Annotated in this window: 16 protein-coding genes; 9 read left to right on the forward strand and 7 right to left on the reverse strand. The window is 60.8% G+C overall.

Going from position 1 to position 14,900, the window contains the following annotated elements:
• Positions 1-3: 3 nt before the first annotated feature.
• Positions 4-987, reverse strand: a complete 984-nt coding sequence (locus tag BOP93_RS07025) for a Bug family tripartite tricarboxylate transporter substrate binding protein (RefSeq protein ID WP_104502042.1) — start codon at positions 985-987, stop codon at positions 4-6.
• 230 nt (positions 988-1,217) lie between these two features.
• Between BOP93_RS07025 and BOP93_RS07030 the strand changes: the two genes are divergently transcribed.
• Complete coding sequence (locus tag BOP93_RS07030; protein ID WP_057723066.1) at positions 1,218-1,889, forward strand: response regulator; 672 nt, start codon at positions 1,218-1,220, stop codon at positions 1,887-1,889.
• The gene (locus BOP93_RS07035) at positions 1,882-3,273 is read left to right on the forward strand and encodes a sensor histidine kinase (RefSeq protein WP_104502043.1); all 1,392 of its coding nucleotides are present in this window, start codon (positions 1,882-1,884) and stop codon (positions 3,271-3,273) included. The genes BOP93_RS07030 and BOP93_RS07035 overlap by 8 nt, the downstream gene beginning before the upstream one ends.
• Here BOP93_RS07035 and BOP93_RS07040 read toward each other — a convergent pair.
• A complete protein-coding gene (locus BOP93_RS07040) occupies positions 3,267-4,088 on the reverse strand; it encodes an HDOD domain-containing protein (RefSeq protein WP_104502044.1) in 822 nt (273 codons plus the stop codon). The two genes, BOP93_RS07035 and BOP93_RS07040, sit on opposite strands and share 7 nt — an antisense overlap.
• 37 nt (positions 4,089-4,125) lie before the next feature.
• Positions 4,126-5,067 (reverse strand): YgfZ/GcvT domain-containing protein, encoded by a 942-nt coding sequence (locus BOP93_RS07045; protein ID WP_104502045.1) that lies wholly within the window; start codon positions 5,065-5,067, stop codon positions 4,126-4,128.
• A gap of 140 nt (positions 5,068-5,207) precedes the next feature.
• On the opposite strand from BOP93_RS07045, the gene BOP93_RS07050 reads away from it, so the two are divergent.
• The gene (locus BOP93_RS07050) at positions 5,208-5,462 is read left to right on the forward strand and encodes a succinate dehydrogenase assembly factor 2 (RefSeq protein ID WP_003189444.1); all 255 of its coding nucleotides are present in this window, start codon (positions 5,208-5,210) and stop codon (positions 5,460-5,462) included.
• Positions 5,446-5,892 (forward strand): protein YgfX, encoded by a 447-nt coding sequence (locus BOP93_RS07055; protein ID WP_104502046.1) that lies wholly within the window; start codon positions 5,446-5,448, stop codon positions 5,890-5,892. Before BOP93_RS07050 ends, BOP93_RS07055 begins: the two co-directional genes overlap by 17 nt.
• On the opposite strand, the gene nadB is transcribed toward BOP93_RS07055, so the two are convergent.
• Entirely contained in the window at positions 5,861-7,477 is a 1,617-nt protein-coding gene (gene nadB / locus BOP93_RS07060; RefSeq protein WP_104502047.1) for an L-aspartate oxidase, read from the reverse strand. The genes BOP93_RS07055 and nadB overlap by 32 nt on opposite strands.
• A gap of 461 nt (positions 7,478-7,938) precedes the next feature.
• Between nadB and rpoE the strand changes: the two genes are divergently transcribed.
• The 4 genes from rpoE to BOP93_RS07085 all read left to right on the forward strand — a co-directional run bounded on the left by rpoE (position 7,939) and on the right by BOP93_RS07085 (position 11,789).
• Positions 7,939-8,520 (forward strand): RNA polymerase sigma factor RpoE, encoded by a 582-nt coding sequence (gene rpoE, locus BOP93_RS07065; protein ID WP_003172477.1) that lies wholly within the window; start codon positions 7,939-7,941, stop codon positions 8,518-8,520.
• Positions 8,521-8,552: 32 nt separating this feature from the next.
• The gene (locus BOP93_RS07070; protein ID WP_104502048.1) at positions 8,553-9,140 is read left to right on the forward strand and encodes a sigma-E factor negative regulatory protein; all 588 of its coding nucleotides are present in this window, start codon (positions 8,553-8,555) and stop codon (positions 9,138-9,140) included.
• A 16-nt stretch (positions 9,141-9,156) separates the two neighbouring features.
• Positions 9,157-10,116, forward strand: a complete 960-nt coding sequence (locus BOP93_RS07075) for a MucB/RseB C-terminal domain-containing protein (RefSeq protein ID WP_104502049.1) — start codon at positions 9,157-9,159, stop codon at positions 10,114-10,116.
• A 233-nt stretch (positions 10,117-10,349) separates the two neighbouring features.
• Positions 10,350-11,789, forward strand: coding sequence for a DegQ family serine endoprotease (locus BOP93_RS07085; RefSeq protein ID WP_104502051.1), 1,440 nt, complete (start codon positions 10,350-10,352; stop codon positions 11,787-11,789).
• Positions 11,790-11,853: 64 nt separating this feature from the next.
• On the opposite strand, the gene BOP93_RS07090 is transcribed toward BOP93_RS07085, so the two are convergent.
• Positions 11,854-13,287: a M48 family metalloprotease gene (locus BOP93_RS07090; RefSeq protein WP_057723056.1), complete on the reverse strand. Its 1,434-nt coding sequence runs from the start codon at positions 13,285-13,287 to the stop codon at positions 11,854-11,856.
• Positions 13,288-13,382: 95 nt separating this feature from the next.
• Here BOP93_RS07090 and BOP93_RS07095 point away from each other — a divergent pair, with 95 nt between their 5' ends.
• Complete coding sequence (locus BOP93_RS07095; protein WP_104502052.1) at positions 13,383-13,622, forward strand: sulfurtransferase TusA family protein; 240 nt, start codon at positions 13,383-13,385, stop codon at positions 13,620-13,622.
• 19 nt (positions 13,623-13,641) lie between these two features.
• Here the strand turns inward: BOP93_RS07095 and BOP93_RS07100 are convergent, their stop codons facing one another.
• Positions 13,642-14,115, reverse strand: a complete 474-nt coding sequence (locus BOP93_RS07100) for a peroxiredoxin (protein WP_104502053.1) — start codon at positions 14,113-14,115, stop codon at positions 13,642-13,644.
• A 9-nt stretch (positions 14,116-14,124) separates the two neighbouring features.
• Positions 14,125-14,685: a glycine cleavage system protein R gene (locus tag BOP93_RS07105; protein WP_003189463.1), complete on the reverse strand. Its 561-nt coding sequence runs from the start codon at positions 14,683-14,685 to the stop codon at positions 14,125-14,127.
• Between the last annotated feature and the right edge of the window lie 215 nt (positions 14,686-14,900).

Genomic DNA, 14,900 nt, shown 5'->3' on the forward strand with positions numbered 1-14,900 from the left:
CGTTTACTGGATCAGGCCGAACTCTTTGGCCAGCACCTTGTAGTCAGCCACCTGTTTCTTCACGTAGGTGTCCAGCTCCGGGCCGGTCATGGCGAAGGGGAACAGCTCGCGCTGGTCACGCAGCTTGGCGAACTCGTCGGAGGCCAGCAGTTTGTCGAACGCCTCTTTCCACCAGGCGTAGTCGGCATCGCTGACTTTTGGCCCGAGGTAGAAACCGCGCACCACAGGCCAGACGATGTCGTAGCCTTGCTCCTTGGCGGTGGGGATGTCTTTCATTTCCGGCTCGTCCAGGCGCTGCTCGGAGAACACCGCCAACAGGCGCATGTCGCCGCTGAGGATGTGCGGCATGGAGTCGGAGATATCGGTACTGCCCACCTGGATGTGGCCACCGAGCAACGCGGTGGCGATTTCGCCGCCGCCTTCGAGTGCGACGTAACGCAGCTCGCGCGGGTTGATCCCGGCGGCCTTGGCGATCAGTGCGGTTTGCATCCAGTCCTGGCTGCCGACCGTGCCGCCGGAACCGATCACCACGCTGCCTGGGTCTTTCTTCAAGGCTTTTACGAGATCATCGAGTGACTTGTAGGGCGAATCACTTTTCACCGCGATGGCACCGTAGCTGGTGCCCACCGCTGCGAGCCAGCGCACGTTGGTTTCATCGAAACGACCGAACTTGCCCTGGGCCAGGTTCAGCAGCGAACCGCTGGACCAGGCCACCAGGGTGCCGCCATCCGCAGGGCGCTGAGCGACCACCGCGTTGTAGGCCACGGCGCCCACGCCGCCTGGCATGTAGGTCACGCGCATTGGCTTGCTCAAGAGCTTCTGGTTGACCAGCGCGCTTTGCGCCAGTTTGCAGGTCAGGTCAAAACCACCGCCAGGGGAGGCCGGGGCGATGCATTCAGGGCGCTTGGGTTCGTCGGCGGCCAGCAGGTGGCCGGCAAACAGCATGCAGCCGGCGGCGAGGGCGAGCTTACGTAGGGGGAACGTCATGTGTGTCTCCATTTATTGTTCTTATTTGGCGAAAACGCTTCGAGGCGTTTTTCGGGTGCTATCGCTCAATAGCTTGGCAGGCGTAACCTGCCGTCGCCCGATGCTAACCGGCGAAGCTTTCAGTATCCTTTCAACTGCCTTTCACGGTTTTCGGGCTTCACAGGGCAGTCGGCGCCTGTAAACTGCCTCGCAAAGCGTGGCGCCGACCACCCCGAATAAGGTAGAAATCCATGCGCGTCCTCCTGGTTGAAGACCATTTGCAACTTGCCGAAAGTGTCGCCCAGGCGCTCAAGAGCACGGGGTTGACCGTCGATGTACTGCACGATGGCGTGGCCGCGGACCTGGCCCTGAGCAGTGAGGAATACGCCGCGGTGATCCTCGATGTAGGGCTGCCGCGCATGGACGGTTTCGAAGTGCTGGCACGCTTGCGCGCCCGTGGAAAAAATGTGCCGGTGTTGATGCTGACGGCCCGCAGCGATGTAAAGGACCGCGTGCATGGCTTGAACCTGGGCGCCGACGATTACCTGGCCAAACCGTTTGAGCTGACGGAACTCGAAGCGCGGGTCAAGGCGCTGCTGCGGCGCAGCGTGTTGGGCGGCGAGCGCCAGCAGGCGTGCGGCGTGCTGGTTTACGACCTCGATACGCGGCGCTTCACGGTTGGTGGCGAATTGATGACCCTGACCTCTCGTGAGCAAGCCGTGCTTGAGGCGCTCATTGCCCGGCCTGGTCGGGTGATGAGCAAGGAGCAACTGGCCTCCCAGGTGTTCGGTCTCGACGAAGAAGCCAGCCCCGACGCCATCGAAATCTACGTGCACCGCCTGCGCAAGAAGCTCGATGGCCAGCCCATCGCCATTGTCACCTTCCGTGGTCTCGGCTACCTGCTGGAAGCCCGCGATGCATAAGCCCAGCAGCCTGCGCTGGCGCCTGCTGTGGAATCTGGCGCTGTTGCTGGTGCTGCTGATGCTCGCCAGCGGCATGAGCGCCTACTGGAACGGTCGCGAAGCCGCCGACACCGCCTACGACCGCACGCTGCTGGCCTCGGCGCGCACCATTGCCGCCGGCTTGACCCAGGTGGACGGCACGCTCAGCGCCAATGTGCCTTATGTGGCCCTGGATACCTTCGCCTACGACAGTGCCGGGCGTATTTATTACCAGGTCAACGACATCCACCAGCAGCTGATTTCCGGTTATGAAAACCTGCCCGGGCCGCCACCCGGCACCCCGCGTACCGACGATTACCCGGCCCTGGCGCGGTTCTACGACGCTGTGTATCAGGGCCAGCCGGTGCGCGTGGTGAGCCTGCTCAAGGCTGTCTCCGAGCCGAACATGAACGGCATGGCGGAGGTGCGTGTGGCGGAGACCGACGAAGCCCGTGTCGCCATGGCGCGCAGCCTGATGGCCGACACCTTGTTACGCCTGGGCATGCTTGCCATTGGTGCGCTGCTGCTGGTGTGGTTTGCCGTCAGCGCGGCGTTGCGCCCGCTGGAGCGCCTGCGCACGGCGGTGGAAGAGCGCCAGCCCGACGACCTGCGGCCCTTGCCGCTGGTGGAGGTGCAGGATGAGTTCGGCCCGCTGGTGCGCTCCCTCAATCATTTCACCGAACGCCTGCGCGGCCAGTTCGAACGCCAGGCGCAGTTTATTGCCGACGCCGCCCACGAGTTGCGCACGCCGCTGGCCGCGCTCAAGGCCCGCCTGGAACTCGGCCTGCGCGCCGAAGAACCGGCCACGTGGCGCAGCACCCTGGAAACCGCCGCCCAGGGCACCGATCGGCTCACTCACCTGGCTAATCAATTGTTGTCCCTGGCCCGCATCGAAAACGGCGCCAGGGCCATTGCCGAAGGCGGCGCGCAGTTGCTCGACCTCAGTCAACTGGCCCGGGAGCTGGGCATGGCCATGGCGCCGCTGGCCCATGCGCGCGGCGTTGCCCTGGCGCTGGAGGCGGACGAACCGGTGTGGCTGCGTGGCGAACCGACGCTGCTCAATGAGTTGCTGAGCAACCTGGTGGACAACGCATTGGCCCACACCCCACCGGGTGGCAACGTGATTTTACGGGTCACGGCGCCGGCGGTGCTGGAAGTCGAAGACGATGGCCCGGGTATCCCGCTGGAGGAGCGGGACCGGGTGTTCGAGCGATTTTATCGACGCAGTCAGCAGGGTATGGGGTCCGGCCTGGGGCTGGCGATTGTCGGCGAGATCTGCCGTGCGCATCTGGCGCAGATCAGCCTGCATGATGGCGCGTCGGCGGGCTTGAAAGTGCGAGTGAGCTTTGTTGCCGGCGATCAATAGAACATCGAGCGTGCTTCATGCAGCTCAAGGTGCAGTTTCTCGCTGGAGGGGTCGAGCCGCAGTTTTTTCATCGCCGGCACACTCGTCATGTCGACTTTCGCCAATGGATGTTCAGTGTTGTTGTGACAGAACAGCACGGCGACCTGCACCAGGTCGATGTAATCGAGCGGGCCGCTGTCGCGTTCCAGGTTCAGGTACTGGCCCGGCAGTTTTGCCAGCATTTCCGGGAAGTCCCAGCCACTGAGCAACTTGTCGCCCAGTATCGGATGGATGCTGTCGATCACGTGGTTAAGGCTGACCGGATCGGACAGCAACTCGTAATGGTCTTCGGCGTAGGTGAGGATCGGCAGCACGCCAATCTGGTGCACCAGGCCTCCCAGGGCCGCCTGGTCCGGCTTGAGCTGGCTGTGCCGGCGACACAAGGCATAGCTGACGCCGGCTACTTCAAGGCTGCGGCGCCACACATCGCGCATTTTCTGTTCCACCACCTCGGAGCGGGCGTGGAAGATCTGTTCCATGACCAGTCCGATGGCCAGGTTGCTGCTGTAATTGGTGCCAAGCCGCGTGATGGCGGTGTGCAGGTCGGTGACTTCCTGAGTCGCCCTCAGCAACGGGCTGTTGACCACTTTGATCAGGCGCGCCGACAGGGCCGTATCACGACCGATCACCTTGCTCAAGTGGCTGATGCTGATCTCCGGGTCTTCGGCGGCCTGACGAATCTTCATGGCCACCTCCGGTAATGTCGGCAGAACCAGGTCATCGTTGTCGATGGCCTTCACCAAAGCCTGTTGGACTTTTTCCGCCAGCTGGTTCATTCATGCTCTCTAGGGTGTCGCAAAAAAGGTGCAGCGATCAACGCTGGATCTCGCGATCGCGATCCAGCGCGTAGGGCAGGTCGAGCAACTGCAGGCCGGGGCCTTCCAGGCTACCTAAACGGATGTCGCCATTGTCGGCAGCTTCGGCTTGCAGCACGGCAAGAAGTTCAATTGACTGGTCGGCTTTTGCCGCGATGACCACTTCGCCAATCGAACTGTTATGGCTGGGGGCAAACAGTGCGGTGCCTGGCTCGGGCAATTGGGCTGCAACCAGGCTCAGGCGGTACAGGCGGCGCTTGAGTTTGCCGAGGTACTGCATGCGCGCGACGATTTCCTGGCCGGTATAGCAGCCTTTCTTGAAGCTGACCCCGCCCACGGCTTGCAGATTGAGCATCTGCGGGATGAACAGTTCGCGGGTCTGCGGCATCACTTGGCCGATGCCGGCGCGAATCTGGCCCAGCAGCCATTCGTTCAGCTCGGCTTGCGGCAGGGTGACCGTCAATTGGCTGAGCAGGCTCTCGGTATGTTCGGCGGGTGCCCAAAGTTCAGCGCGGTCGGGCGAGACGCGGATGGCGATGAGCGCCTCGGTACGTACCACGCTGTCCGTCTCGATCGGTAAGGCCAGGCCAAGGGCGGATAAAGCCTGATCGGCATTCGCCAGACCAAAACGCACCCAGGTGGCGCTTTCATCGGTGAGTATGGATTTGGAGAACACCGCGTATTTCTTCAGGTCCGCCAGTTGCGGTTCGAGCAGTTCGCTGGCCATGGCCAGGAGCACGCCGTCACCTTGTAACAGGATGCGAAAACTGGACTGCATCCGGCCTTTTTGCGTGCAGCGCGCGCCCAGGCTGGCCTGGGTGTCACTCAGGTAATTGAGGTTGCAGGTCAACTGGCCCTGCAGGAACTTGGCAGCGTCAGCACCGCGGACGGCAAGAACGCCTTCGTGGGTCAGGGAGCAGAAGAAAGCAGAGTCGGCCATGGGTCATCGCAGGTTAAAAAGTCATGGGTGCATCATAGAGGGGCGCCCGGCAAATGCATAGTTTCCATGGGGCGCGACCAAAGCCGACTGGTCCGGTGCCGTCGGGCCTGTATACTTGCGCTCTATTTGAGGAGCGTTCCATGGTCGAAGATGTAGAAATCAATCGCCTCTACTGGCACAGCCGTCGTGGCATGCTGGAATTGGACGTGTTGCTGGTGCCTTTCACCAAAGAAGTCTATGCAACGCTCAACCAGGTGGATCGCGACCTTTACGTCCGATTGTTGGAATGCGAGGATCAGGACATGTTCGGCTGGTTCATGGAGCGCGCCGAATCGGAAGATCCGGAGCTGCAGCGCATGGTTCGGATGATCCTGGACCGTGTCCAGCCCAAGTAACCGTTTTGAATGCCGCTGGCAGGCCTCACGGCTGTTGCTGGCGGCGTATCTGCTTGCCCAGCTGCTCGCGCTGGGTGCCTGCCTGGTGGTCGACCTGCCTTTTGCCTCCCTCGGCCTGCTGGTGTGCCTGGCCCACGCCACGTGGGTGTTGCCGCGACATATCCTGCTGACTCATCGCTCGTCGATTCGCGGCCTGCGCCGCGATGAAGAGGGCTGGCAATTGTTCAGCGCCGAGCGCGGCTGGCACAGCGTGCAGTTACGGCCCGACAGCCTGGCGCTGCCGCTGGTGGTGGTGCTGCGTTATCGCGTGCAGGGTGAGCGGTGGGTGCGCTCCCTTTGTGTGCCTCGCGACTCGCAGAGCGCCGATATGCACCGGCGCCTGCGCGTCCGCTTGAAGTTCAGTCGCCGTAGGTGGCTGGCACCAGAATAGTGTCGCGGGCCTCGGGCAGCATCTGCGGGTAGTCCAGGGTGTAATGCAGGCCCCGGCTTTCCTTGCGCTCCATGGCCGAGCGGATCATCAGCTCGGCGACTTGAGCCAGGTTGCGCAGTTCGATCAGGTCGCGACTGACTTTATAGTTGCTGTAGAACTCGTCGATTTCATCCAGCAGCAATCGCACCCGGTGCTGTGCCCGTTGCAGGCGCTTGTTGGTGCGCACGATCCCCACGTAGTCCCACATGAAGCGCCGCAGCTCGTCCCAGTTGTGCGCGATGATCACGTCTTCGTCCGAATCCGTTACCTGACTGGCATCCCAGCGGGGCAGGGCGGCGGGTACCGGGATGCGCGGCAGTTGTTCAAGGATGTCCGCCGCTGCCGAGCGCGCGTACACGAAGCATTCGAGCAGCGAGTTGCTGGCCATGCGGTTGGCGCCGTGCAGGCCGGTGAAGCTGGTTTCGCCGATGGCGTACAGGCCGGGCACGTCGGTGCGGCCGTGTTGGTCGACCATCACGCCGCCGCAGGTGTAATGCGCGGCAGGTACCACCGGGATCGGGCCTTTGGTGATGTCGATGTTGAAGGTCAGGCAACGTTCATAGACGGTGGGAAAGTGCGTCTTGATGAAGGCCTCCGGTTTGTGGCTGATGTCCAGGTAGACGCAGTCGATACCCAGGCGCTTCATTTCATGGTCAATGGCGCGGGCGACGATGTCGCGCGGCGCCAGTTCGGCGCGTGGGTCGAAGCGCTGCATGAAGCGTTCGCCATTGGGCAGCTTCAAGTGCGCACCTTCGCCGCGCAACGCCTCGGTGATCAGGAAACTCTTGGCCTGGGGGTGATACAGGCACGTGGGATGGAACTGGTTGAATTCCAGGTTCGCCACTCGGCAGCCCGAGCGCCAGGCCATGGCGATGCCGTCGCCGCAGGCCCCGTCAGGGTTGCTGGTATAGAGGTAGACCTTGGCTGCGCCGCCCGAGGCAAGGATGGTGAAGCGCGCGCCATAGGTGTCGACTTCACCGCTGGCGCGGTTCAGCACATAGGCGCCGAGGCAGCGCTCGCCGGCAAGGCCCAGGCGTTTTTCGGTAATCAGGTCGACCGCGACGCGCTGCTCCAGCAATTCGATATTGGGCCGTTGGCGGGCCTGATCGAGCAGCGTCTTGAAGATGGCGGCGCCGGTGGCATCGGCGGCGTGGATGATGCGGCGGTGGCTGTGGCCGCCTTCACGGGTCAGGTGGAACTCGAATCCACCGTCGTCGTTGCCTGCATGCTCATCGCGCGTGAAGGGCACCCCCTGGTCGATCAACCATTGAATGGCTTCCCGGCTATGCTCGACCGTGAAGCGCACCGCGTCTTCATTGCACAGGCCGCCGCCGGCATTGAGGGTGTCTTCGACATGGGATTGGACGGTGTCGGTGTCGTCCAGCACGGCAGCAACACCGCCTTGCGCCCAGAATGTCGAACCGTTGGCCAGGTCGCCCTTGCTCAGGACGGCAATGCGCAGATGGCCGGGGAGGGTCAGCGCCAGGCTCAAGCCGGCGGCACCGCTGCCGATCACCAGGACATCGTGTTGAAACTGTTGGCTCATTGAATGGATTCCGCAAAAAGCGATCCGGAGAGGAGGCGCAAGCAGGACGCCTGGATCGGCGAATCAAAGGGGCACACAGGCCACTAGTATATAGAGGGGTGGAGCGGCACAATAGCCAGGCATTCGTGGCATTGTGAGATTACGGTGCACAGCTTCGGTTTCACAGCCGGTCAGCGAGCGGGAACTTTTTGCATAGGCCCCGACTCAATAGCAGGTTGCCCGAAAGCTGGGAAGACGTTGTGTTTATTGGCCCGTCGGGAGCATTGGACGCGTCAGAAGACCGACGACAAGATTATTCGCGCAGCCGGCGTTGCCTGAGCTGCGTTTTTCGTGTGTGCCAAATCAGTGCGTGCCGGAAACTTGCTTGAAGGGGGAGAACTTTTGCGAAAAGCCCGAGTCTATGTTTGCAAGCCTGATCGTTTAGTTATGCAAGCCTCCTTCGAGTACAACGAGGAGTGTTCATGCTAACCCAGGAAGAGGATCAGCAGCTGGTCGAACGCGTACAACGCGGCGATAAGCGCGCATTTGATCTGTTGGTGCTGAAATATCAGCACAAAATTCTCGGGTTGATCGTGCGGTTTGTGCACGACACCCATGAAGCGCAGGACGTTGCACAGGAAGCCTTTATCAAGGCATACCGTGCACTGGGCAATTTTCGCGGTGATAGCGCGTTTTATACGTGGCTGTACCGCATCGCCATCAACACGGCGAAGAACTATCTGGTGTCTCGCGGTCGCCGCCCACCAGACAGTGATGTCAGTTCAGAAGATGCTGAATTCTATGATGGTGATCACGGCCTCAAAGATCTCGAGTCGCCGGAGCGTGCTTTGCTGCGCGACGAGATCGAGGGAACCGTTCATCGAACGATTCAGCAACTGCCAGAAGATTTGCGTACGGCGTTAACTTTACGTGAATTCGATGGTCTGAGTTACGAAGACATTGCGAGCGTCATGCAATGTCCGGTGGGGACTGTAAGGTCACGGATTTTCCGGGCCCGGGAAGCCATCGACAAAGCCTTGCAACCGTTGTTGCAGGAAAACTAAAGACAGCGGCGACAGCCAAGAGAGGAACCGCCATGAGTCGTGATGCCCTGCAGGAATCGCTGTCCGCAGTGATGGATAACGAAGCGGATGAACTGGAACTTCGTCGAGTGCTCAACGCATTTGATGATGCCCAAACCCGTGATACCTGGTCTCGTTACCAAGTCGCTCGGGCGGTGATGCACAAGGATCTTCTAATCCCTCGTCTGGATATTGCTGCGGCCGTTTCTGCCGCGTTGGCCGATGAAGCCGTTCCGGCAAAAGCTGCTCGTGGTCCATGGCGTAGCCTGGGTCGCCTGGCAGTCGCTGCTTCGGTGACCGTCGCCGTACTGGCCGGTGTTCGTCTGTACAACCAGGACGAAATCGCCGGTGCCGAGCTGGCCCAGCAGACTCAGCAACCGGTTATGGCCGGTCCGCAAGTCAAAGGCCCGGCAGTACTGGCTGGCTACAAGGAAAGCTCTGATACCGCTGGCCCTATGGCCAACGGTGTGCTTCAGGGGCAAGCCGGCTGGCAGGATCAGCGTCTACCCGGCTACCTGCGTCAACATGCGCAGGAAGCGGCTGGCAAGAATGCTGAAAGTGCCCTTCCATACGCTCGCGCAGCAAGCCTGGAAAACCGCTGAACCGTTAAGGAGCCCTATGCGCGCCATACCGCTCCTTACGCTTTTGCTCAGTAGTTGGTTTGCACTACCCGCCCATGCCGATGACGCCCAAGACTGGCTGACTCGACTTGGGCGTGCAGAGCAGCAGCAAAGCTTTCAAGGTACGTTCATTTATGAGCGTAACGGCAGTTTTTCGACCCACGACATCTGGCATCTCGTCCAGAACGGTCAGGTCCGGGAGCGGCTATTGCAGCTCGATGGCTCTGCCCAGGAAGTCGTACGGGTGGACGGCCATGCCCAGTGCGTCAGCGGCACACTTGTGGCCGGCCTGGGGAATTCTCGTGACGCTGCGTCACGTTCGCTGGACCCGCAAAAACTCAATCAATTCTACGAACTGGCCGTGATCGGAAAATCTCGCGTGGCCGGTCGTAATGCCGTGGTTGTGTCCATCACCCCGCGTGACCATTATCGCTATGGTTTCGAGCTGCACCTGGATCGTGACACTGCATTACCCCTCAAGTCGTTGCTGCTCAGTGAGCAGGGGCGACTGTTGGAGCGCTTTCAGTTTGTTCGACTGAATACGTCCTCCGCCCCCACTGATCGTGATTTGCAGCCCGGCAGCGAATGCACGCCTGTTGCGCCTGGTCGAAGCAAGGCAGCGCAAACGCCCGCCTCCAACACGTGGCACCTGGATTGGTTGCCACCTGGCTTTGTGCTGACTGGGAATACATCTCGCAAAGACCCTCAGACCAAGTCCACCATCGACAGCTTGATGTACGACGATGGGCTCGCACGCTTTTCGGTGTTTCTGGAATCTACCGACGGTGCGAGCGTAACGGAGACCCGCACTCAGCTTGGACCTACGGTTGCAGTGTCCCGCCATCTAAATACGGTGGACGGCGAGATAATGGTGACGGTTGTAGGTGAAATCCCGATTGGCACCGCCGAGCGCATCGCATTGTCGGTTCGCGGTGAAAAGACCGCGGCCAAGCCTTGAGCCGTTAATCCAGTGTTCATCCTGATCTTTCACTCTGCGCTAATGCCGGGTACCTGCCGAGAGCATGAAATGTCTGGATCAGCATTTTCACTTGCAAAAAACTTATATGTTTTTTATAGGTCAGGGCTTCTCGGCCCTGGCCTTGTTTGTTCGCGGAACAAAAAATGTCGGTCGCGGTTTTCGGCGTTTTTTGAACCCTGTCGCTCAACCCTGCTCGTCGTAACGGGAGCTGTATGTCGATACCTCGTTTGAAGTCTTACCTATCCATAGTCGCCACGGTGCTGGTGCTGGGTCAGGCCGTGCCCGCGCAAGCGGTCGAGCTGCCTGACTTTACCCAACTGGTAGAGCAGGCTTCGCCTGCGGTGGTGAATATCAGTACCACGCAGAAATTGCCGGATCGCAAAGTATCGAACCAGCAAATGCCCGATCTGGAAGGCCTGCCGCCGATGCTGCGCGAATTCTTCGAGCGCGGCATGCCGCAACCACGCACCCCGCGTGGCGGTGGCGGTGGCCAGCGTGAAGCGCAGTCCCTGGGTTCGGGGTTCATCATTTCGCCTGACGGCTACATCCTGACCAACAACCACGTAATTGCCGATGCCGACGAGATCCTCGTGCGCCTGGCCGATCGCAGTGAGTTGAAAGCCAAGCTGGTCGGCACCGACCCACGTTCGGACGTTGCCTTGCTGAAAATCGAAGGCAAGGACCTACCGGTGCTTAAACTGGGCAAGTCCCAGGACCTGAAAGCGGGCCAGTGGGTCGTGGCAATCGGTTCGCCGTTCGGTTTTGACCACACTGTCACCCAGGGCATCGTCAGCGCCATCGGTCGCAGCCTGCCAAACGAAAACTACGTACCGTTCATCCAGACCGACGTGCCGATCAACCCGGGCAACTCCGGTGGTCCGCTGTTCAACCTGGCTGGCGAAGTGGTAGGGATCAACTCGCAGATCTACACCCGCTCCGGTGGGTTCATGGGGGTGTCTTTTGCGATTCCGATCGATGTGGCCATGGACGTCTCCAATCAGCTGAAGGCCGGTGGCAAAGTCAGCCGTGGGTGGCTGGGTGTGGTGATCCAGGAAGTGAACAAGGACCTCGCAGAGTCGTTCGGTCTCGACAAGCCGGCGGGTGCGCTGGTCGCACAGATCCAGGATGACGGCCCGGCTGCCAAAGGTGGCCTGCAGGTCGGCGACGTTATCCTGAGCATGAACGGCCAGCCGATCATCATGTCGGCCGACTTGCCGCATCTGGTGGGCGCGCTGAAAGCGGGCAGCAAAGCCAAGTTGGAAGTGATTCGGGACGGCAAGCGCCAGAATGTCGAGCTCACTGTTGGCGCAATCCCGGAAGAGGGTGCGACCCTGGATGCCCTGGGTAACGCCAAGCCGGGTGCCGAGCGCAGCAGCAATCGCCTGGGCATTGCCGTGGTTGAGCTGACGCCTGAGCAGAAGAAGACCTTCGACCTCAAGAGCGGTGTCGTGATCAAGGAAGTCCAGGATGGCCCAGCCGCCTTGATCGGCCTGCAGCCGGGTGATGTGATCACCCACCTGAACAACCAGGCAATCGATAACACCAAGGAATTCACCGACATCGCCAAGGCGTTGCCGAAGAATCGTTCGGTGTCGATGCGCGTGTTGCGTCAGGGGCGTGCCAGCTTCATCACCTTCAAGCTGGCCGAGTAACCTTCCAGCCCAATAAAAAGCCCCGCCATCGAATGATGGCGGGGCTTTTTTGTGGGCGATGGGTTTAGCTCATCATCCCTTTCACCAGGCGTTCCTGTTCGATCAACTCACGCTGGCGTGCATCGATTCGCGAGGACAGTGGGAAGTTGTTGCCGGCGCGACGCTTGGCAAAGTCCAGTTGCTGGATGGCTTGCTGGAAATCGCCCACCAGGGCGAAGTATTCGGCGCGCGCCTGATGCAGGCCAATGATATTGCCCGACAAGCCGCGCGTTTCGGCGACCTGATACCACACGTCCGGATCATCCGGGCGGGACTTGAGCAAGCCATCCAGGGCTTTTTCCGCATCGGCGGTACGATTTTGTTTGAGCAGCAAGTCGACGCGTACCTGGTTCAGTGGATAGTTGCTGGGGTACTGGGTGAGCATACGGTCGGTGCGTTGTTGTGCGTCCGGCATGCGGTTGCTGGTGATGTCCAGTTCGATCTGCGCCAGGTTGTAGGTAATGTCGTTGGGCGCCTTGGCCAGCAATGGCGCCAGGCTTTCCCGTGCTTCCTTGAGCTGGGTGCCCTTGATCTGGGCGATGGCCAGGCCATAGCGCGCCACATCGTTTTTCGGGTTCTCGTCCAGCTGTGCCTGGAAGCGCTTGGCCGCGAGGCCCGGGGTATCTTCGTACTTCAGTTGAACTCGCGCGCGGATCAACTGATAGCGCAGGCTGTCTTCCTTGCCGCCAGGCTTGGCCTGTTCAGCGCGGTTGCGGGTGTCGGCGATCCGCGATTCGGTGACCGGGTGCGTCAGCAGGAATTCCGGTGGCTTGGCGTCGAAGCGGTACTGGCGCATCAGGCGCTCGAACATGGTGGGCATGGAGCGCGGGTCGTAGCCGGCTTTTTCCAGGTTGACGATGCCGATTCGGTCGGCCTCCTGTTCGTTCTGCCTGGAGAATCGACGCTGCTCCTGGATCGCGGCGGCCTGGGAGCCGGCAATCGCGGCAATGCCCGCATCGCCGGCGCCCGCCGCGGCTGCAATGATGCCGCCGAGCAGGGCAGCCATCATCGGGATCTGCATACGCGACTGCGCTTCCACACCTCGGGCAAAGTGGCGTTGGGACAAGTGCGCCAATTCGTGGGCCAGCACCGATGCGTATTCACCTTCGGTCTGGGCATTGAGGAACAGGCCGCCATTGACCCCGACGATCCCGCCGGGTGCGGCGAAGGCGTTGAGCTGCGGGCTGTTGATCAGGATGAATTCCAGGCGTCGGTCATTGACCTGGCTGGTCTCGACCAGTTTGTACACGCTGGTTTCGACGTAATCCTTAAGCTGTGGATCATTGAGCTGCGAGACCTGGCCGCGCAGATAGGCCAGCCATGCGCGGCCCAGTTGATATTCCTGCTGCGGCGAGACAATGGCAGAACTGGCGTCGCCGAGTGACGGCAGCTCATCAGCGAAGGCCGGGGAGGCCAGCAGGCAGGCCAGCGTCAGCAGGGTAGGGCGCAAAAAAGTCATGCACAAAGCCTTTCGACAAAGAGCTTACTGTAGCCGGACACTGAGCTTGGGACCAGATATTCTAAGCCGCTCAAATGTTTGCCTGGAGTAACACCATGACCGACGCTGTTGCCTTTGACGCCGAACTTGATGCCAGCGGCCTCAATTGCCCGCTGCCCTTGCTCAAGGCCAAGTTGGAACTCAACCAACTGGCCAGCGGTGCCGTACTCAAGGTCACCGCCACCGATGCGGGCTCCCAGCGAGATTTTCGCACCTTTGCCAGGCTTGCGGGCCACACGCTGGTCCAGGAAGAAGAAGCTGCCGGTGTGTATCGTTACTGGTTGCGCAAGGCCTGATGGCCTTGTAAACGCAAAATCAGTCCTTGTTCAGCGCCTGTGCCGCCGCCAACACTGCGTCCACGTGCCCCGGCACTTTCACGCCGCGCCATTCCTGACGCAGCACACCTTCGCTGTCGATCAGAAAGGTGCTGCGATCCACGCCCAGGTATTCCTTGCCGTAGAGCTTCTTGAGCTTGATTACATCAAACAGCTGGCACACCGCCTCGTCCTTGTCGCTGATCAACTCGAAGGGAAACGCCTGCTTGGCCTTGAAGTTCTCGTGAGACTTCACGCTGTCACGCGACACGCCGAACACCTCGGTGTTGGCGGCCTTGAACGCTGCGTACTGGTCGCGAAAGCCCTGGCCTTCGGTGGTGCAGCCCGGCGTGCTGTCCTTGGGGTAGAAGTAGATCACCACTTGCTTGCCCTTGAGGGCTGCGAGGCTGAAGGTCTGGCCGCTGGTGGACTGGGCTTGGAAATCGGCTACAGGTGTGTCGATGGCTACCGGCATGGTACGTCCTTACATGGGATTCTGTGGGCGCCATGGCTCGATCAGCGCGTCAAGGTTCAGGGCGTCGGCGAAATCCAGGAACTGGTCGCGCAGCCAACTGATCTGCACGCCGGCCGGCAACGTCACGGTAAAGGTGGCATTGAGCATGGTGCCGCCGGTTTGCGGTGCCTGATAGGTGTCACAGGTCAGGTTCTCCAGCTCGACATTGTGGTCGATGAAGAACTGGCACAGCTCGTTGACGATGTCCGAGCGGTAGGCCGAGCTGACATACGCCACATAAGGCAGGGCCTGCGGGCGATTTTCCAGGGCAGCGCTGCGCACTACATTGACGGTGAAGTCGTGCTTCTTGGCCAGGCCCGGCAGGCCGGTCTCAAGGCGCGCCAGGGCGTCCCAGCTACCGGAAATCTGCAGCACCAGCGCGCTGCACTCGCCATGGCGGGTCAGGCGCGAGGTCACCACGGCGCAGCGGTTCTCATGGCTGGCGCGGCACAGGACGTTGGTCAGCTCCATGGGGTTGGCGCCGAGGGCACTGATAACAAGGAATTGTTCGCGAACTGTGGGGGTGGACATGCAGCCTTCCTAAAGCGATGAGCGGTCGATACCGCCAGGGCGGTACCGATCAAAGGATCAAGGGTAGCGAAAAGCGTCGCCAAGGGCTAGGAGGTGGCGTTTTCATTGCGTGAACGACGTGATTCAGGCGCTGCTTTGGCCCAATGATGGCATTGCCCGTCGTTTAGTTGCGCCATAACGCATCCTCGCACGGTACTTCGCTTGTACAAGCATCT

It is taken from the genome of Pseudomonas orientalis (genome assembly GCF_002934065.1).
In the GTDB taxonomy this organism is placed as follows: domain Bacteria; phylum Pseudomonadota; class Gammaproteobacteria; order Pseudomonadales; family Pseudomonadaceae; genus Aquipseudomonas; species Aquipseudomonas orientalis_A.